The organism is Methylobacterium terrae, assembly GCF_003173755.1.
Taxonomy (GTDB): Bacteria; Pseudomonadota; Alphaproteobacteria; order Rhizobiales; family Beijerinckiaceae; genus Methylobacterium; species Methylobacterium terrae.
This window is the reverse complement of the sequence record NZ_CP029553.1, coordinates 3,180,685-3,199,981: the sequence shown is the minus strand read 5'-3', so window position 1 is coordinate 3,199,981 and position 19,297 is coordinate 3,180,685. Positions and strand designations below refer to the sequence as shown.

The 19,297-nt window shown below is 71.9% G+C and carries 14 protein-coding genes; 5 read left to right on the top strand and 9 right to left on the bottom strand.

What is annotated here, in order from left to right; translation table 11 throughout:
- Positions 1-54: 54 nt before the first annotated feature.
- The gene (locus DK419_RS14770) at positions 55-1,068 is read left to right on the top strand and encodes a TRAP transporter substrate-binding protein (protein WP_109959749.1); all 1,014 of its coding nucleotides are present in this window, start codon (positions 55-57) and stop codon (positions 1,066-1,068) included.
- A 12-nt stretch (positions 1,069-1,080) separates the two neighbouring features.
- On the top strand, positions 1,081-2,961 hold the full coding sequence (locus DK419_RS14765) for a TRAP transporter large permease (protein WP_109959748.1): 1,881 nt from the start codon (positions 1,081-1,083) through the stop codon (positions 2,959-2,961).
- A 226-nt stretch (positions 2,962-3,187) separates the two neighbouring features.
- On the opposite strand, the gene DK419_RS14760 is transcribed toward DK419_RS14765, so the two are convergent.
- Complete coding sequence (locus DK419_RS14760) at positions 3,188-3,952, bottom strand: transporter substrate-binding domain-containing protein (RefSeq protein ID WP_109962317.1); 765 nt, start codon at positions 3,950-3,952, stop codon at positions 3,188-3,190.
- 150 nt (positions 3,953-4,102) lie between these two features.
- On the opposite strand from DK419_RS14760, the gene DK419_RS14755 reads away from it, so the two are divergent.
- On the top strand, positions 4,103-5,236 hold the full coding sequence (locus DK419_RS14755) for an FUSC family protein (protein ID WP_109959747.1): 1,134 nt from the start codon (positions 4,103-4,105) through the stop codon (positions 5,234-5,236).
- Positions 5,237-5,242: 6 nt separating this feature from the next.
- Here DK419_RS14755 and DK419_RS14750 read toward each other — a convergent pair whose 3' ends face one another.
- The 4 genes from DK419_RS14750 to DK419_RS14735 all read right to left on the bottom strand — a co-directional run bounded on the left by DK419_RS14750 (position 5,243) and on the right by DK419_RS14735 (position 8,817).
- Complete coding sequence (locus DK419_RS14750; protein ID WP_109959746.1) at positions 5,243-6,346, bottom strand: NHL repeat-containing protein; 1,104 nt, start codon at positions 6,344-6,346, stop codon at positions 5,243-5,245.
- 63 nt (positions 6,347-6,409) lie between these two features.
- Positions 6,410-7,033, bottom strand: a complete 624-nt coding sequence (locus DK419_RS14745) for a LysE family transporter (protein WP_109959745.1) — start codon at positions 7,031-7,033, stop codon at positions 6,410-6,412.
- 523 nt (positions 7,034-7,556) lie between these two features.
- Complete coding sequence (locus DK419_RS14740) at positions 7,557-8,375, bottom strand: hypothetical protein (RefSeq protein WP_109959744.1); 819 nt, start codon at positions 8,373-8,375, stop codon at positions 7,557-7,559.
- A gap of 49 nt (positions 8,376-8,424) precedes the next feature.
- Entirely contained in the window at positions 8,425-8,817 is a 393-nt protein-coding gene (locus tag DK419_RS14735) for a PepSY domain-containing protein (RefSeq protein ID WP_109959743.1), read from the bottom strand.
- Positions 8,818-9,232: 415 nt separating this feature from the next.
- Here DK419_RS14735 and flhA point away from each other — a divergent pair, with 415 nt between their 5' ends.
- Together flhA and DK419_RS14725 are read left to right on the top strand one after the other, a co-directional pair.
- Positions 9,233-11,353: a flagellar biosynthesis protein FlhA gene (gene flhA / locus DK419_RS14730; protein WP_109962316.1), complete on the top strand. Its 2,121-nt coding sequence runs from the start codon at positions 9,233-9,235 to the stop codon at positions 11,351-11,353.
- Positions 11,354-11,482: 129 nt separating this feature from the next.
- The gene (locus tag DK419_RS14725; protein WP_109959742.1) at positions 11,483-12,013 is read left to right on the top strand and encodes a gamma carbonic anhydrase family protein; all 531 of its coding nucleotides are present in this window, start codon (positions 11,483-11,485) and stop codon (positions 12,011-12,013) included.
- Positions 12,014-12,080: 67 nt separating this feature from the next.
- On the opposite strand, the gene DK419_RS14720 is transcribed toward DK419_RS14725, so the two are convergent.
- The 4 genes from DK419_RS14720 to DK419_RS14700 all read right to left on the bottom strand — a co-directional run bounded on the left by DK419_RS14720 (position 12,081) and on the right by DK419_RS14700 (position 19,271).
- Positions 12,081-14,156 carry a methyl-accepting chemotaxis protein gene (locus DK419_RS14720; protein ID WP_245442444.1) on the bottom strand — a complete coding sequence of 692 codons (2,076 nt, stop codon included), beginning with the start codon at positions 14,154-14,156 and terminating at the stop codon, positions 12,081-12,083.
- 429 nt (positions 14,157-14,585) lie between these two features.
- Complete coding sequence (locus DK419_RS14710) at positions 14,586-16,931, bottom strand: putative bifunctional diguanylate cyclase/phosphodiesterase (RefSeq protein ID WP_109959741.1); 2,346 nt, start codon at positions 16,929-16,931, stop codon at positions 14,586-14,588.
- Between the two features lie 236 nt (positions 16,932-17,167).
- Positions 17,168-17,671 (bottom strand): hypothetical protein, encoded by a 504-nt coding sequence (locus DK419_RS14705; protein ID WP_109959740.1) that lies wholly within the window; start codon positions 17,669-17,671, stop codon positions 17,168-17,170.
- Positions 17,672-17,777: 106 nt separating this feature from the next.
- Complete coding sequence (locus tag DK419_RS14700) at positions 17,778-19,271, bottom strand: AMP nucleosidase (RefSeq protein WP_109959739.1); 1,494 nt, start codon at positions 19,269-19,271, stop codon at positions 17,778-17,780.
- Positions 19,272-19,297 lie beyond the last annotated feature (26 nt).

Sequence of the window (19,297 nt, the reverse complement as noted above, 5' to 3'; positions counted from 1 at the left end):
GTCCAGAAACCGGCCCAACCGGTCCAGATCCCCCAGATCCCAGAGGAAACCCCCATGAGCCACACCCTCTCCCGCCGTACCCTGCTCGCCGGCGCCGCTGCCTTCCCCCTCGCCACGGTCTTCACCCGCCCGGTGCGCGCCGCCGAGTTCGAGTACAAGCTCGCCACCGGCCAGGACCCGACCCACCCGGTCAACATCCGCGCCCAGGAGGCCCTGAACCGCATCCGCGAGGCCTCGAACGGGCGGCTCGACATCAAGCTGTTCCCGGCCAACCAGCTCGGCTCCGACACCGACCTGCTGTCGCAGGTGCGCAACGGCAGCGTCGAGTTCTTCAACCTCTCGACCTCGATCCTCTCGACCTTCGTTCCCGCGGCGGCGCTGCCCAACACCGGCTTCGCGTTCAAGGACTACAACGAGGTCTGGAAGGCGATGGACGGCGGGCTCGGGGCTTACGTCCGCGAGCAGATCGCCAAGACGCCGATCCAGGCCGTGTCGAAGGTCTGGGACAACGGCTTCCGCCAGATCACGTCCTCGACCAAGGAGATCCGCAACCCGGAGGACCTGAAGGGCTTCAAGATCCGTGTCCCGCCGTCGCCGATGCTGACCTCGCTGTTCAAGGCGTTCGATGCCGGCGCGGCGCCGCTCAACTTCAACGAGCTGTACTCGGCCCTGCAGACCAAGATCTTCGAGGGCCAGGAGAACCCGCTCGCGATCATCGCGACGACCCGGCTCTACGAGGTGCAGAAGACCTGCAGCCTCACCGGCCACGTCTGGGACGGCTACTGGATCCTCGGCAACAAGAAGGCGGTCCAGCGTCTGCCGGAGGACCTGCGCGCCATCGTGACCCGCGAGCTCGACCGCTCGGCCGACGACCAGCGCGCCGACATCGTGAAGCTCAGCGCCTCCCTGGTCCAGGAGCTCGGCTCCAAGGGCATCACCTTCATCGACGTCGATCGCCAGAAATTTCGCGATGCGCTCGGGCGCACGACATTCTACAAGGACTGGAAGAACAAGTACGGGGACGCGGCCTGGGAGCACCTCGAGGCCGTCGCCGGCAAATTGGCCTGAGGGAGGCGAGAGATGCATGTCGATATCGCGACGGAGACGCCGGCCCTGCCGGCGGCCTCCGCCAAGCGCGCCTGGGCGCGCACGCTCGACAACGCCCTCGGCCCGCTGATCGAGATCCCGGCCGCCCTCCTGGTGGTGGCCGAGGTGGTGGTGCTGCTCGCCGGCGTCGTCAGCCGCTACGTCTTCCACGCGCCCATCGTGTGGTCGGACGAGCTCGCCTCGATCCTGTTCCTGTGGCTCGCCATGCTGGGCTCGGTGGTCGCCTACCGCCGCGCCGAGCACATGCGCATGACCGCGCTCGTCAGCATGTGCTCGGTCAAGACCCAGGCCTTCCTCGAGGCGGTGGCGCTCGCCGCCGGCCTCGCCTTCGTGCTGATGCTGCTGCATCCGGCCTACGAGTTCGCGGCCGAGGAGGTCTTCGTCCAGACGCCGGCGCTCGAGATCACCAATGCCTGGCGCGCCGCCGCCCTGCCGGTCGGCTTCGGCCTGATGCTGGTCGTCGCGGCCCTGCGTCTCGTCGAATGCGCCGACCTGCGTCACACGGTCGGCGCCCTCGTCCTCACCGGCCTGATCATCGCGGCCCTCTGGCTCGCCGAGCCGCTGCTTCGCACGCTCGGCAACTGGAACCTGCTGATCTTCTTCGTGCTCGGCGTCGGCGCCCTGGTCTTCACCGGCGTGCCGATCGCCTTCGCGTTCGGGCTCGCCACCTTCGGCTACCTGATGCTGACGACGCGGGCCCCCGCCATGGTGGTGGTCGGGCGCATGGACGAGGGGATGAGCCACCTCATCCTGCTCGCCGTGCCGCTCTTCGTGTTCCTCGGCCTGCTCATCGAGATGACCGGCATGGCGAAGGCCATGGTGGGCTTCCTGGCGAGCCTGCTCGGCCACGTCCGCGGCGGCCTGCACTACGTGCTCGTCGGGGCGATGTACCTCGTCTCGGGCATCTCCGGCTCCAAGGCCGCCGACATGGCGGCGGTGGCCCCCGTGCTGTTCCCCGAGATGAAGAAGCGCGGCGCCAAGGAGGGCGACCTCGTCGCGCTCCTCGCCGCCACCGGCGCCCAGACCGAGACCATCCCGCCCTCGCTGGTGCTCATCACCATCGGGTCGGTGACCGGCGTGTCGATCACCGCCTTGTTCACCGGCGGCCTGATGCCCGGCGTCGTGCTCGGCATCACGTTGTGCATGCTGGTCTGGTGGCGCTACCGGGGCGAGAACCTCAGCCACGTCAAGCGCGCCACCAAGGGCGAGATCGGCCGGGCCCTCGTCATCGCCTTCCCGGCGCTCGCTCTCCCCTTCGTCATCCGCGCAGCGGTGGTCGAGGGCGTGGCGACCGCGACGGAAGTCTCGACGATCGGCATCGTCTACGCGATCCTCGCCGGCCTCCTGATCTACCGCCAGTTCGACTGGCGCCGGGTCTACCCGATGCTGGTCTCGACCGCGTCCCTGTCGGGGGCGATCCTGCTGATCATCGGGGCGGCGACCGGCATGGCCTGGGCGCTGACGCAGTCGGGCTTCTCGCAGAGCCTCGCCGTGATGATGAAGAGCCTGCCCGGCGGGGCGCTCGGCTTCCTCGTCGTCTCGGCGGTGGCCTTCGTGATCCTGGGCTCGGTGCTGGAGGGCATTCCGGCGATCGTGCTGTTCGGACCCCTGCTGTTCCCGATCGCCCGCCAGGTCGGCGTGCACGAGGTGCACTACGCGATGGTGGTGATCCTGGCGATGGGCGTCGGCCTGTTCGCGCCGCCCTTCGGCGTCGGCTACTACGCCGCCTGCGCGATCAGCCGGATCCATCCGGATGCCGGCATCCGGCCGATCGTCGGCTACATGACGGCGCTGCTGGTCGGCCTCGTCGTGGTGATCCTGGTGCCGTGGATCTCGATCGGCTTCCTCGGCTGAGGATGAGGACGGGCCCGGAAAGACGGCCCCGTCACCCGCGAACCGTCGTCCCGGGGCCGCGAAGGCGGAAACCCGGGATCCATGGACGCTCACGCTTCAGGATGACGCGGAACGCGATCCGCCGGGTTCTGTACCGTCAGCGGCTGTGGATCCCGGGTTCTCGTCTTCGACGAGCCCCGGGACGACGCCGTGAGACGTGCACGGTCCTGAAAAGGTCGCCCGCCCCCTACTCCGCCGCCTTCGCCAGCGCTCGGCCGTAGGCGCCGCTCCTCAGGGTCTTCGTCAGCCACTCGTCGACCCCAGATTTGAGTGCCGGGTCGCGGGTCATCCAGTAGGCCTTCTCGGCCTTGTCGAAGGTGTCCGGCACGGCGGCCGGGCAGAGCACGCCGGCATTGCGCCGCGACTGGTAATCGACCTCGGCGCCGTCGGTGACCATCAGGTCCGCCCGGCCCTCGGCGACCTCCTTGAAGATGGCGCGGTTGTCGGGAAACACCCGCACCGAGGCGTGCGGGAAGTTGGCGTCGGCGAAGCGCTGGTTGGTGCCGCCCGGATTCACGACGACGCGGACCTCCGGCTTGTCGATGTCCTTGATCGTGACGAAGCGGGCCTTGTCGGCGCAGCGCACGATCGGGCGCTTGCCGTCGGTCAGCACGGGGACCGAGAAATCGCCCACCGAGGCCCGGTCGGGCGTGACGCTGACCCCGCCCATCGCGACGTCGAACCGGTCGGAGAGCAGGTCGTCCTTGAGCGTCTTCCAGGTCGTCGGCACGATCTCGAGCGTGACGCCCAGCGCCTTGGCGAGCTCGCCCGCCATCACCACGTCGGCGCCCTTGATGCCGCCGTCCGGCAGCCGCAGGGAGTACGGCGCGTAGTCGCCGGTCAGGCCGACCCGCAGCGTGCCGTCCTGCTTGATCGCGGCGAGCGACCGCGCCTCCGCCGGTGCCGCCGCCAGCGCCGCCAGAATTCCCGCCACTCCCACGAACTTGCGCATCGTCACCGCCCTGACCCCCCGCGTCGTCGTTAACCCTTCTGTCGTAAGGATATCGCACGGCTCCGGTAAAGCCCGCATGACGGGCTGGGCACACGCGATCCGGCCCCGCGGCGATTGACAGGAGCGGTTCGCACCGGCTCCTACGCCGTCATGGCCTCATTCCCGGACAGCCTGCGGCGCTTCGCGGACAGCCTGCGGCGCTTCCCCGACACCCTGCGGCGGGCGTTCGACCGCCAGCGGCCGCGCCTGACGCAGGGGCTGCGGATGACGACCGCGAGCCTCGCGACCTTCCTCTTGGCCGAATCCCTGGCGCTGCCGCAGGCCTACTGGGCCGTCATCACCGCGCTCATCGTGACGCAGAGCAGCGTCGGCGGCTCGCTCAAGGCGGCGCTCGACCGCTTCCTCGGCTCGGTGCTCGGCGCCTGCTACGGCGGCGCGGTCGCCTTCGCGATCCCGCATCACGGCGGCGCCTCGACCTTCGCGGCCCTGTTCGTGGCGGTGGCGCCCCTCACCGTCGCGGCGACGGTCTCGGCGGGGTTCCGCATCGCGCCGATCACCGCGATCATCGTGCTGCTCTCCACCACCGGCTCGACGCTGGGCCCCCTCGCCTTCGCCCTCGATCGGATCTTCGAGATCGGGCTCGGCTGCGTCATCGGGCTCGGCGTGTCGCTGATGGTGGCGCCGGCCCGGGCCGCCCGGGCGGTGACGGGTCAGGGCGCCGGCCTCGCGCGGCTCCTCGCCGCCCAGCTCGACGCCCTCGCCCGCCTCGACGTCGAGGAGGCGCCGGAGGCCAGGGCCCTGCCGCCGGCGGTGCGCCGGAGCCTGGCGCGCCTCGAGACCCTGGCCGGCGAGGCGGCGCGCGAGCGCCGCAGCCGCCTCTCGGCCGCCCCCGATCCGGACCCGCTCCTGCGCACCCTGATGCGCCTGCGCCACGACCTTGTGCTGCTGCGTCGCGCCATCGCGGAGGCCGACGCGGACGTCCTGCGCGTCCACCTCGCGGAGGCCTGGGGCGACGCCGCCCGCGCCGCAGCAGGGCGCCTGCGGGTGCTCGCCGACGCCCTCGCGAACGGGGGCCGGCCCGCGGGCGACGATGCGGCCCTGGTCGCGGCGATCGCCGGCTACCGCGACGCCATCGACGGGATGCGCCGGCGGCAGGTCACCCGGACGCTCTCCACCGACGGCGTCGGGCGGATCTTCTGGCTCGCCTTCAGCCTGGAGCAGCTCCGGCGCAACCTCGACGACCTCGCCGCGCGGGCGGCGGATTTCTCGAAGTCCGAGGCGTGAGGCGCCTCACGGCGTGCGCTTGCGCAGCACCATGGTGCCCTGGAGCAGGAATTTCTGCGCCCGCTTGCCGGTATCGACCTCGGTGGTGAACACGTTCCCGCGGGAATCGACCGCGAGGTTGTGCACCCAGTGGAAGTCGCCGGCCATCCGGCCGTTGCGGCCGAAGCGGCCGAGGACCGCGCCGTCCTCCCGCCGCAGGGTACGGACCTCGTTGTTGGCGCCGTCGGCGTTCATCAGGTAGGTCTGCCCCTCGTCCGGCCACAGGGCGAGTTCCCAGACCGAGCCGTTGGCCCGGGTCTGCGGCTCGACCTTGAACTCCTTCACGAAGGTGCCGTCGCGGCGGAACACCTGGACGCGGTCGTTGGTGCGGTCGCAGACGTAGACGAGGCCATCGCGGGCGACCTGGACGCAGTGGACCGGGTTGCGGAACTGGCGGGCCGGTGCCGCGGCCGGGTCGTAGGGCCCTTGCGCCTCGTCGGTCGGCGGCTCGCCGTAGGCGCCCCACATCCGCTTGAACGCCCCGGTCTCGGCGTCGAACACGATGACCCGGTGGTTGTAGTAGCCGTCGGCGACGTAGAGCTCGTTCGTCTCCGGATCGACCTGCATGTTCGCCGGCTTGCCGAGCCGCGTGGTGTCGCGGCTGTCGGTCTGCGGCCCGGACTTGCCGATCTGCATCACGAAGCGGCCGTCCTGCGTGAACTTCAGGATCTGCCCGTCCCGCTCGCCGTTGCCGGCGAGCCAGACGAAGCCCTTGTGGTCGATGTGGATGCCGTGCTCGTTCTGCGGCCAGTCGTAGCCCTGGCCCGGCCCGCCCCAGGACTTCAGGAGGTTGCCCTCCTGGTCGAAGACCAGGACCGGCGGGGCCGGGACGCAGCAGCGGGTGCGCGGGGGATCGAGGCTCGCGGCCTTCTCGTCGTCGGTGAGCGTGCGCGGCCGCTGGATCACCCAGACGTGGTCCTCGGCATCGACGGCGACGCCCGCGGCCTGTCCCATGATCCAGTTGTTCGGCAGGGGCTTGGGCCAGGCCGGATCGACCCGGAACTTGAGCGGCTCCTCCGCCAGGGCGGGAAGCGCGCAGACGAGCGCGACGAGGGTGGCGAGCCAGCGCATGATGTTCCTCCCGAATCGTCCTTGCCGGCAGTGTAGGGGAGGTGCGCCGGGCCGCGCCAGCCGTCACGCGCCCAGCGCGCGCCACACCGCCAGGGCCGCGCAGGCCACGAGGGCGAGCGCCAAGGCGAGGCGGGCGAGGCGTCCGGTGCCGGCGAGGCGCGCCCGGCAGGCGGGCCGGGTGAGGACGAGGCCGACGAGGCCGAACCACGTCGCCGCCATGCCGAACACCGCCGCGCCCGCCAGCGGCACCGCGCCCCGGCCCGGATGGGCGAGGAAGAAGCCGGCGAAGAAGGCGAGGCTGACCGGGTTGGTGAGCGCCGCGCCGAGGCCGAGCGCGAAGGTGCCGGCGTCGCGCCCCGGGACCATCCTCGACGGATCCTCGGCGGGGCCCGCCCGTCCGCTCGCCAGCCTGTAGGCGGCCCGCAGCATCAGGAGCGCGAACAACGCGGTGCCGAGCCCGGTGACGAGGCGGCCCGCCGGCAGCAGCGAGGCACCGAGCCCCGCGAGGGCCGCCGCGAGGCCCGCCCCGCAGGCGACGCCGAGGGCGGCGACGAGCGGCCCGCGCCCGGGTGCCGCGACGCCCGCCCGCAGGACCACCAGGAGGTTCGGCCCGGGCGCCGCCAGGACGGGAGCATAGGCGGTGACGAGCGGCCCCAGCAGGGCGGGCCACGTCTCGGTCTCGGGCATCGGTCGGCTCCCCGACGCCCCCGGCGCCGTTCAAGAGCCATAAAGATACCAAAACGCGGTCAGACGCGTCCTTCGATTGAAGGAGGCGGTGCGTGATGACGTAGTGTTCCGGCGAGTCGAGCGTCAGTCTCGCGCGCGACGGGGATCAAGACATTCATCGCCGTCCGGCAACAACCACCTGTCGAATTGCAGTCGCGGGATCCCCTCTCCCATGTGGGAGAGGGGCTGGGGGTGAGGGTGATACGGTTCCGCGATAAAGCACGAAGCGTCGTGCTGGCAGCGTGATGAACTGAGCTTTACTCGGAAGCGTGCCACCGTCGCGCGGTCTTCGATCGCCCCTACCCCTCTCCCCCACGGGAGCGGGGATCCCGCGCTCGACTTGACGCCCGTTCGAAGTCTTCGATCGACTGCCGCGAAACGGGGGCGAGGCGGCCGGCCTCGCCCAAAAGGAAGCGGCGGCAGGGTCGCCCCTGCCGCCGCCTCGCGCCTCACGCGGTCCTGGTTCTCAGCGCCGCTCGCCGGCTCAGCGCCGGTCGGTACCGACCGGCTGACGGGCCGGGGGAAGCTCGTCCTCGATGCCGATGTGGCGCTCGCGGGTGGTGCCCGGCAGGCCGGGATCGACCGCCTGGGTCGTCGGGGGAGCGCCGGCCGCGAAGGGCATGCCGCCGGTATTGAGGCCGGTGGTGGTGCTGCCGGCCGCGCCCACCGCCGACGAACCGCCGGCGACCGCCGCCGGGTTGGTCATCGAGGGGGCGGTCTCGTCGTGGCGGCCGGTCCAGCCCTCCTGGCGCCAGCCGCGGGCGCGGTCGTCCATGTCGACCGAGCCGTGCTCCTTCAGGATCGAGTAGACCCGGTCGGCATGGGTGTCGTCGGCCCGTACGGTGACCAGGGTGCCGCCGCGGCGCACGCCCTCGGCGTAGCTGTGCGCCTGCTCCTCGCTGAGGCCCGCCCCGGTGAGCGAGCCGATCAGGCCGCCGGCCGCCGCGCCGACGCCGGCCCCGGTGAGCGTGGCGACGAGCCAGCCCGCGGCGACCACCGGGCCGACGCCCGGGATGGCAAGCAGGCCGAGGCCGGTGAGAAGGCCGGCGCCGCCGCCGAGCACGGTGCCGAGCGAGGCGCCGGCTCCGGCGCCGTTCGACGCGTCATGCGCGGTCTCGCCGGTGGCCGCCGTGTCGCCCGTGGTCGCGGTGTCGCGGCCGATATGGCCGGAATAGCGCTCGTCTTGGTTGTTGGCCACGATGCTGACGTCGGCGTGCGGCACGCCGGCCGCCTCGACCTTGCGGACGGCCGCGGAGGCCTCGTCGTAGTTGTCGAACAGGGCGGTGATGGTACGGGTCGCCATGGGCGTCGTCCTCATGTTCCGGGAAGGGGGATGCGGGGTCTCTTCGCGCTCAGCGCGCCGTCGCGACGTTGCCCTTGAAGTCGAGGCCGACCATGACCGTGTTGCCGGACTGCATCGCCTGGCCGCGCCAGATACCCTGGTCGTCCTTCTTGAGCTCCTTCACGTCCTTGAAGCCGGCCTGCTCGAGGCGGCTGCGGGCCTGGGCCTCGGTGAAGCTGTTCGCGCCGGGCTCGAGCTTGGCGTTGGTGGTGACGGTTCCGGTGGTGCCCGGGTTGTTCTTGTCCATCATGTCGGTGTTGGGCCGGGTCACCGCCTCCTGGCCCTGCGACTGGGTGCTGGGCTTGGCGTCGCGCGCCGGGTCGCCCGTCACCGTGGTCTGAGCCTGAGCCGCGCCGGCTCCGAGCATGCCGAGAGCCGCGAGGGTGATGAGGGTCTTGCGCATGATCTCCTCGAACCTTGTCTGACCGATCGATGCCTTCTCAATCGTTGCCGCGCGTCTTGGTTCCGCACGCGTAACGTTGAGCGCGGCACGCTGCCCGAGTTCCAAGAAATCTCGTATTCAGCTTGACCGTTGAGATCGTAATCTTTGTTTTTCCTCTGTGCTGCGACGCACAAAAACGGAACGCGAGGATTGTTCCGGTCAGAAACTCGACGGAGCTTCATTTTGCATCGCGCGCGGATCGGCGGGGGCCGTGCACGGGGCCGGGGACGGGGTCTGGGCGGCGCAGGCCTCACCGGGCGCCCGGGTCGTTAACCGATCCCTAACCATGCACCCGGCAGGAATTGCCTGGTCGATCATTGCCGGGTCGATCATTGCCCGGTCGATCATGGCCGGGTCGACCGAGGGCTGGGATCTGATGAGCGAGACGGGGGCACTCGGCGCGGGCCGCATCTTCGCGCTGCCGACGCGGGCCGACCTGATGGCGCTCACCCGCCGCAGCGACCTCGTGCTCGCCGTCGCGTTGCTCGGCATCCTGACGGTGCTGATCTTCCCGCTGCCGGCCCTGCTCCTCGACTTGCTGCTCGCGGTCTCGATCATCCTGTCGGTCCTGATCCTGATGACCGGCCTGTTCATCGAGAACCCGCTCGAGTTCACGGTCTTCCCGACGGTGCTGCTCATCGCCACGATGCTGCGGCTGGCGCTCAACCTCGCCTCGACGCGGCTGATCCTCGGTCACGGCCACGAGGGCACGGCGGCGGCCGGCCACGTCATCGAGGCGTTCGGCCACTTCGTGATGGGCGGCAACTTCCTCATCGGGATCATCGTCTTCGCGATCCTGATCATCGTGAACTTCGTCGTCATCACCAAGGGCTCGGGGCGCATCGCGGAAGTCGCAGCCCGCTTCACCCTCGACGCGATGCCCGGCAAGCAGATGGCGATCGACGCCGACCTCTCGGCCGGCCTGATCGACGAGAAGACCGCGCGGACCCGCCGCCAGTCGCTCGAGGACGAATCCTCGTTCTTCGGCGCCATGGACGGCGCCTCGAAATTCGTGCGCGGCGACGCGATCGCCGCACTCCTCATCACCGTCATCAACGTCGTCGGCGGCATCGTCATCGGCGTCGGCCAGCAGGGCATGGGGTTTTCCGACGCGGCCAAGACCTTCACCCTTCTCACCGTCGGCGATGGCCTCGTCAGCCAGGTTCCGGCGCTGATCGTCTCGACCGCGGCGGGCCTGCTCGTCTCCAAGGCCGGCGTGCGCGGCGCCGCCGCCCGGGCGCTCGGGCGCCAGATCGCCAACTACCCCAAGGCGCTCGGGATGTCGGCGGGCGTGATGATCCTGATCGGGCTCATGCCCGGCATCCCGGCGCTGCCCTTCCTGGGCCTCGGGCTCGGCGCCGCCTACCTCGCCCGCCGCATCGCCCTGATGCCCAAGCCCGCCGAGGCCGAGGCCGCGGCCGGCGGCGCCCCCGCCGCGGACGGCACGGGCGCGCAGAAGGAGGAGACGGCGGCCGACCTCCTGAAGCTCGACGACCTCAAGCTCGAGATGGGCTACGCGCTCCTGCCCCTCGTCAACGGGCCGGCGGGCCAGGACCGCCTCACCGACCAGATCCGGGCCCTGCGCCGGCAGCTCGCCGCCGAGCTCGGCTTCGTGATGCCCTCGGTGCGCATCCTCGACAACGTCCAGCTCGACGCCAACAGCTACGTGGTGCGCGTCAAGGAGATCGAGGCCGGTGCGGGCCAGGTCTTCCCGGGCCAGTTCATGGCGATGGACCCGATGGGCGGCCAGGTCCAGCTGCCCGGCCAGCACCTCCTGGAACCCACCTTCGGCCTGCCGGCGACCTGGGTCGACGCCTCCTTGCGCGACGAGGCCCAGCTCAAGGGCTACACCGTGGTCGACGCCGCCACCGTGGTCTCGACCCACCTCACCGAGATCATCAAGGCCCACGTCGCCGACCTCCTCAACCACGTCGAGGTGCACAAGCTCCTCAAGGAACTGCCGAAGGAGCACGGCGAGCTTCTGAAGGAGGTCGTGCCGGGCCAGATCGCGACCACGGGCATCCAGCGGGTGCTGCAATACCTGCTCGCCGAGCGGGTCTCGATCCGCGACCTCGGCACCATCGTCGAGGGCATCGCGGAGGTGGCCGGCCACATCAAGAACCCGCGCGACATCGTCGAGCACGTCCGCGCCCGGCTCGGCCGCCAGATCTGCGCCCAGTACCAGGGCCCGGGCGGCGTCCTGCCGATCATCACCCTGTCGCCGGCCTGGGAGAGCGCCTTCATGGAGGCGATCGTCGGCCACGGCGACGAGCGCCACCTGGCGATGCAGCCCTCGAAGCTCTCGGATTTCGTCACCACGGTGCGCGACCGCTTCGAGGAGGCGGCGCGGATGGGCGAGATGCCGGTCCTCGTCACCTCGGTCCAGGCCCGGCCCTTCGTGCGCTCGATCATCGAGCGGTTCCGCCGCGAGACCCCGGTGATGAGCCAGGCGGAGATCCACGCGCGGGCGCGGCTGAAGACCGTCGGCTCGGTGTAGAGGACCGGTCTCGATGGAGCCGACGGCATCCCGGTCGTCGCGGGCCGGCGCCGTCGCGCCGATGCCGCGGGCTGACTGCGCCGTCCCGGCATGCGATGAGGGCGGAAACGACTCCCGGAGGATCCGCCGATGCCGCTCTACGCCCTCGACACCGTCAGCCCGGTCCTGCCGGAGGACGGCAGCGCCTGGATCGCGCCCGACGCCCACGTGATCGGGCGGGTGCGCCTCGGCCGCGAGGTCGGGGTGTGGTTCGGCGCCGTCATCCGCGGGGACAACGAGCCGATCGCGATCGGCGACCGCACCAACATCCAGGAGGGCGCGGTGCTCCACACCGATGCGGGCTTCCCGCTCACCCTCGGCTCGGGCATCACGGTGGGGCACGGCGCCATCGTGCACGGCTGCACCGTGGGGGACGACAGCCTGATCGGGATGGGCGCGACGATCCTCAACGGCGCGAGGATCGGCCGCAACTGCCTCGTCGGCGCCAACGCGCTCGTCACGGAGGGCAAGGAATTCCCCGACAACAGCCTGATCGTCGGCGCTCCCGCCAAGGCGGTGCGGGTGCTCGACGAGGCGGCGGTGGCGGGGTTGCGCGCCTCGGCCGACCGCTACGTCGCCAATGCCAGGCGCTTCGCGCAAGGGCTGCGGCGGGTCGATTGACGGCGGGCACCGCGATCCGGGCCGCCGGCCCGGATCGGAGGCTTCCCTCGTCCGGCGCGCCCGTCGATCACGCGGCGCGGATCGTCGCGAGGAAGCGCTGCACCTCGCTCGCGAGGTGACTGGACTGGCGCGACAGCTCGGAGGCCGAGGCCAGGACCTGCCCGGCGGCCGTCCCCGTCGTCTCGGAGGCCTGCGCGACGCCGGCGATGTGGCTCGTCACCTCCGTCGTGCCGGTGGAGGCCTGGGTCACGTTGCGGACGATCTCCTGGGTCGCCGCGCCCTGCTGCTCGACCGCCGCGGCGATCGAGGCCGCGACCGTGTCGATCTCGCGGATCCGCGCGGCGATCGAGCCGATCGCCCCGACGGCCTGGCCCGTCGCTCCCTGGACCTGGCCGATCTGGCCGGCGATCTCCTCGGTCGCACGGGCCGTCTGGTTGGCCAGCTCCTTGACCTCGGCGGCGACGACCGCGAACCCGCGCCCCGCCTCGCCGGCCCGCGCCGCCTCGATCGTCGCGTTGAGCGCGAGCAGGTTGGTCTGGGCCGCGATCGACGAGATCAGCTGCACCACGCCCTCGATCCGGGTGACCGTCCGGCTCAGCTCGTGCACCAGGGAGGCGGTCCGGTCGGCCTCGCCCACCGCCAGCTTCGCCAGGTCGGCCGAGCCCGAGACCTGCCGGCCGATCTCCTGCACCGAGGCGCCGAGCTCCTCCGCCGCCGCCGCGACGGTGTTGACGTTCGCCGCCGCCTCCTCGGCCGCGGCCGCGACCGTGATCGAGCGGCCCGCGGTATCGGTCGCCGCGGCGCTCATCCGCCGGGCGGTTCCCTGCAGCTCGGCCGCCGAATCCGAGACCAACCCGACGACGCTTCCCACCGCCGCCTCGAAGCGGTCGGCCATCTCGCCCATCGTGGCCCGGCGCTGCGTCTCCGCGTCGGCGCGGGCGAGGGCCGTCTCCGCCTCGAGCCGCCGGGTGTGGATCAGGTTGTTCTTGAACACCTGCACGGCGGCGGCCAGCGAGCCGATCTCGTCGCCGCGTCCGACGCTCGGCACGGCGACCTCGGCGTCGCCGCCGGCGATCCGGCCGACGACCCGGGTCATGGTCTGGAGCGGGCGCACCACGCGGGCGAACAGCAGGACCGCCGCACCGACCGACAGCATCAGGATGAGGCCCACGACCCCGAGCGCCAGGATGACGGCGCTCCTGGCCGCGTCGGCGGCGCTCCGCGCCTCGGCCATCGCGTGATCCAGGGCCGCGTCGCGCAGGGCGAGGATGTTCGCCAGGCCCGGCAGCGTCCACTTGCGGAACTCGGCCCGGTTGAACGGCCACGCGACGGGCTGGTCCGGGGCGAGCCGGGCCTGCGCGCGGGCGGTCGCGATCATCTCCAGCCAGCGCGCGTCGTCGCGCTTGACGAAGGAGGCCACCTGGCGCTCCCGCTCCTGCTTCAGGGCCTCGGCGCCCGGCAGGGCCTCGATCATCCGCGCGGCGTTGTCCCAGGCCTGCGCGGCGCGGCCGGTCAGCTGATCGACGGCGCCGAGATCGGCGGCGGGCGGGGTGCCGGTGACCCAGTTGCCCAGGAACACGGCGCGGCGGCCGACGAATTCCCGGACATCCATGATCTGGGTGGCGACCTCCACCGCGGGGGCGATCCGCGGCGCTTCGACCGCGACGCGGCGGCCGGCGGACTTGGCGAGATCGGACAGCCGGGAGGTGCCCCGCTGCAATTCCTGCATGACCTTCGCGGAGAAGCCCTGGTCCCGCTGCGCGCCGGGCAGCTTCGCCTGGGCGGCGATCGTCTCCCTCAGGCCCGCCAGCGCCGCCCTGGTCTCGGCGAGGCTCCGCCCGTCCAGGCCGGCGGCCCCGACGCTCCGCTCGGCGGCCTCCAGCAGCGGATCGCTGGCGCGGGCCGCCTGGGCGAGGGCCGGCAGGTCGGGCGTCTCGGCCTTCGAGGCGGCGTTGATGGTGCCGAGCTCGACGGCGAACACCGTCTGCGCCCGCTGCACGTCGTTCACGACCGTCGCGGCGATCTCGGCATGGGCCGCGTGCGTCCAGGCGCGCCAGTTCTCCGCCGCGATCCAGGTCATGGCCGCGAGGCCCGGAATCGCGACGAGGGCGAAGCCGGTAAGGACTATAGTCTTGATGCGCATTGGAGCTGCTCGGTCGTTCTTCGACGAAACCTAAGTCCGAGTGGCTAATCGTGGATTAATGACCCAAGTGCCGCCGGCAAGTCGCCGGGCCGCAGGCAAACCGCTGCTTGATCGATCTTGTTCCCGTCGTGCCCGTTCGTGTGGCCGGCGAGATTAGGGTGTGGAGGGGGAGGTGCGAACTCGCGTGCCAAGTCGCGGTGCCCCCTCCCGTGCGACGGCTCGAGGCGGTATCGACCGAACCCGCCGGAAACCGGCATGCACCCGGTCATCCCGGGGGATACCCGGCGCAATCCGCGATCCGGACACTCGGCGAGGGGATGACCCGGACAGCGTCCGGCCTCCTTCCTCTGCGTCAGCCACCTCCGGCTTCCGGGCTGCGCGGCCGCGCAACGAGGGACGGCGTCGCGACCGCCCGGGCGACGCAGCCTCCTACGCCGCGTCCGCCGCGCCCTGGGCCTCGCGGGTATGCTCGACGAAATGCGCGATCGGGCCGGGGCGGCCGAGGAGATACCCCTGCGCCTCGTGGCAGTTCTCGGCGCCGAGGAAGGCCAGCTCGGCCGAGGTCTCGACGCCCTCCGCCAGGACCGGCAGGCCGAGGCCGCGGCCCAGGCCCAGCACCGCCCGCATGATCGCGGCGGTCTCGCGATTGACGTCGACGGCACGGATGAACGAGCGGTCGATCTTGATCTTGTCGAACGGGAAGGCGCGCAGGTTCGACAGCGACGAGTAGCCGGTGCCGAAATCGTCCATCGCGATCCGCACCCCCATCGCCTTGATCCGCCTGAGCGTCGCCAGCGCCCGGACGGGATCGCGCACCAGCGCCGTCTCGGTGATCTCGAGTTCGAGCCGGGCGGGCGAGAGATCCGTGACGACCAGGACCTCGTGGACCAGCTCGGCGAAGCCCGGGGCGTGGAGCTGGACCGCCGAGACGTTGACGGCGATGCGCAGGGGCTTCTCCCACGAGGCGGCCTCGCGGCAGGTCTCGCGCAGGACCCACTCGCCGATCCCGAGGATGCTGCCGGTCTCCTCGGAGATCGGGATGAACAGGTCGGGCGGCACGGCGCCGCGCTCCGGGTGCTGCCAGCGCAGCAGCGCCTCGAACCCGACGACGGTGCCGCTGTCGACCGCCATCTGCGGCTGGTACACGATCCGGAACTCGCCCCGCTCGACGGCGTGGCGCAGGTCGTGCTCGAGGGAGCGCCGGTCGCGGATCTGCGCGGCCAGCACCGGCTCGAAGAACCGGTGCACGCCCCGTCCATGGTTCTTGGCGCAGTAGAGTGCGGCGTCGGCGTGGTTGAGCAGGGTCTGGCCGTCCTCCGCGTCGGTCGGGCAGAGCGCGATGCCGATGCTGGTCGCCAGGATCGGCCCGCTTCCGGCCCGGGCGTTGCCCTCCCGGATCACCCGCAGGATCTCCTCGGCGAGCTGTCCGGCCTCCTCCGGCCGCGCGATCCCCGGCATCAGGACCGCGAACTCGTCGCCGCCGAGGCGCGCCATCATCTGCCGCGGTCCCAGCACCGGCGCGATCCAGCGCGCCAGCGCCTGCAGCAGACCGTCGCCCATGGCGTGGCCGTAGAGGTCGTTGACGTCCTTGAACCGGTCGAGGTCGAGGCAGAGCACCGCCACCAGGCCTCCGCCGGCCCGCGCCACGGCGATCTCCTCGTCGAGGCGCGCGCGGAAGGTCGCCCGGTTGGGCAGGCCCGTCAGCGTGTCGTGATGGGCGAGGAACCGGATGTCGCGCTCGGCCTGGCGCCGCGCCCGCAGGTCGCGGAAGGCGAAGGCGTGGCAGGGCCGGTTGCCGAGGGGACGGCGGATCACGTCGACCGGGAGCGCCTCGCCGCCCACGCCCCGGAGCTCGGTCTCGACGACCGCGCCGGCCGGCCCCGAATCGAGGCGCAGCAGCAGCGCCTCCGGCAGGATCTCGGTGATCGGCCGCCCGATCAGGGCGGCCGGCACGCGGCCGATCAGCTCGGCGAGGCTGGTGTTGACGGTCACGATGCGCCGGCCCTCGCAGACGGCGATCCCCTCGACCGCGGCGTCGGCGAGGCTGCGCATCAGCTCCTGCGCCTCGCGCCGGCGCCGGGCGCGGCCGTCGAGGGTCAGACCCGTGAAGGCGAGGACGAGGAGCGTCAGGCTGGCAAAGCCCAGCGAGGCGGCGAACTGGCCGTCGAGGGCCGCGGGGCGAAGCCCCTCCCCGGCCGCGGCGAGCGCGATGCCGTGCGGCAGCGTCACGGCCAGCGACAGGAGCAGGGCCCCGGCGCCGCGGCTCGCCGGGCTCTCCCGCAGGCTCAAGGACAGGGCGAGGCCGCAGAGCAGGGCTCCGGCGGCCGCCGACAGGCCGATCCCGGCGATCCAGGCCGGCCCGCCCGCCCCCGGCAGGCCCTCCGACACCGCGGCGCCGACCGCCGCCAGGCCGAGGCCGATCAGGCCGCCGCCGAGCCAGGGCCCGACCCGGCGCGGCGCCGAGACGGCCGCGCGCAGGCCGCCGCCGGCGAGGAGCACCATCATGACGAGGCCGAGCAGCAGGGGCTCGCTCCGGTGCAGGATCTCGTCGGCGGGCCGGATCGCGGCCTGCGCGATCATCTGGCTCGCCCACAGCCCGAACCCGCCCGCGACCGCGGCGGCCGAGAGCCAGATCCCCCGGCTGCTGGCCGCGGCGGCCCGCGCGTGCTGGAGCAGGTCGATCGCGGTGATCGAGGCGAGCACGCCGATCAGGACCGACAGCCCGACGAGCCGGCCGTCGTGCAGGGCGACCAGGGTTTCGGCGGTCTGGAGCATGAAGGTTCGCGTCCGGCTCGGTGTCCGCGCAACCTGTCCGGCTCCCGGTTGCGAACCGGTAAAACATATACGCGAAATCGGCAGTCCAGGCGCGAACAGTGAAGAATTGCGGCAGCTGGACCGAGTGGTCGCCCCGGATTGGATCGTATCAAGCCGCGGTAAGGATACTCTTCCTAGCGATGGCGGGCCTCGTATGACGCAAGGAAGCCGGGCGCGACAGCAGCGGCATGACGCCGTCACGCCTCGTCGAGGCGCAGCCGCGTGACCGCGCAACCGCGCGCCACGATCCCGGCCGGGTCGAGATCCGGGAACAGGGGGCGGTAGCGGCGCACCAGGGCCGCCGCGAGGGCGTCGGCGTCGCGTATCGCCGGCAGCGAATGCGCGAACAGGTCCGGCGTCACCGCCGCCACCGGCAGGCCCTGGCGCACCGCGACGCACAGGCCGGTGCGGAACCGGGTCGGGTCGAGGACCGGCAGCTCCTCGGGCCCGCCGGGCCGGCGCCGCCCGGCCCGCAGGATCGGCATCAGGGCGTAGCGCAGGCCGGCGCGGTTGATCGTGCGCTCCAGGTTGAAGTGGACGAAGTCGCGGCCGAGGCCGGACAGGCCCGCGAAATCCTCCTCGTGCAGGCGGATCAGCGCGTCGGCGCCGAGGGAGGCGGCGAGGTCGGCGATCGCGACGACGCGCTCGGAGGTACCCTCCGGCACGGCGACGTGGCGGCTGTTCGAGATCGGCAGCGGCACGGGGCTGGAGCAGCGCCCGATCGCGTTGCCATCGGGCGCTGCTCCAGGTCTTTGGTTTTGCCGCATTTTCTGCGCCGAACCGGTATCCACTTCGTCGGACAATGCTCTAGCGGAACGGCGGCTCGTCGAAGCTGCGCAGCTTGCGCGAGTGCAGGCCGTGCCGGTTGCGCCGCAGGGCGTCGAGGGTGGCGAGGCCGATGAGCAGGTGCTCGCCCACCGCCCGCTCGTAGAAGGCGTTGGCGGCGCCCGGCAGCTTGATCTCGCCGTGCAGCGGCTTGTCGGAGACGCAGAGCAGCGTGCCGTAGGGCACCCGCAGGCGATACCCTTGCGCCGCGATGGTGCCGCTCTCCATGTCGACGCCGATCGCCCGGGACAGGTTGATGCGACGGCGCTCCTGCGACCAGCGCAGCTCCCAGTTGCGGTCGTCGTAGGTCACCACCGTGCCGGTGCGCAGGCGCTGCTTCAAGGCCTCCGCCCGCTCGCCGGTGACGCTGGCGGCGGCCTCCTGCAGCGCGACCTGGACCTCGGCCAGCGCCGGGATCGGCACGTCCGGCGGCACCAATTCGTCGAGGATCCGGTCGCGGCGCAGGTAGCCGTGGGCGAGCACGTAGTCGCCGATGGTCTGCGACTGGCGCAGGCCCCCGCAATGGCCGACCATCAGCCAGCAATGCGGGCGCAGCACCGCCAGGTGGTCGGTGATCGTCTTGGCGTTCGAGGGCCCGACGCCGATATTGACGAGGCTCGTCCCCTGCCCCGCCTGCCCGTCGCGATCGCGGGCGACGAGGTGGTAGGCGGGCATCTGGAACTTGTGCCAGGGCGAGGCGGCGATCAAGGCGTCGGCCTCGGCGCCGGCCGCCTCCCCGGCCTCGACCGAGACGCCGCCGGGCAGGACCAGGCGGGCGTAGCGCTCGGGCTCCGCCGCGAGCGCCTTCAGGCCGACCCGCACGAACTGGTCGACGTAGCGGTGGTAGTTGGTGAGCAGGATCCAGGGCTGGATCTGGCGCCAGTCGGCGCCGGTATAGTGCACGAGGCGGCGCAGCGAGTAATCGACCCGCGGCCCGTCGAACAGGGCCAGCGGCCGGACCTCGTCGCCGGCATCCCGCCACAGCCCGTCGGCGATCTCGTCGCCGACGCTCGACAGCATCGGGGTCGGGAAGTGCCGCGCGAGGTCGCTCGCGGTGACGCCGCGGGCGAGCTCGGCGCCCGGCTCGACGACGTAGGGGTACGGGATCTCGTGGGCGCTCGGGCCCACCTCGATCGTCGCGCCGTAATCCTGCACCAGCGGGCGCAGCTGCTCGAGCAGGTAGGCGCGGAAATGCGCGGGCTGGGTCAGCGTGGTGGCGTAGACGCCCGGGCCCTGGAACTTCGCGGTGGCGCGGGTGATGCGCGGCAGCGGCCCCGTCGGGCGGTAGGTCAGGCGCAGCTCGGGGTAGCGGAAGGTCAGCCGCTCGGCGGCGTCGGGCGCCGTGCCGTGGCTGAGGAAGCGGGTCAGCGCGTCCCGCAGGCTTCCGGTGGCGGCGGCGTGCAAGGCTGCCAGGCGATCGACCGCCGTCTCGGGGTCGGCCACCGTCTCCATCGGTCTCAGCTCGTCGGCGAACACGCGATCACACTCCCTGAAGTCCCGGC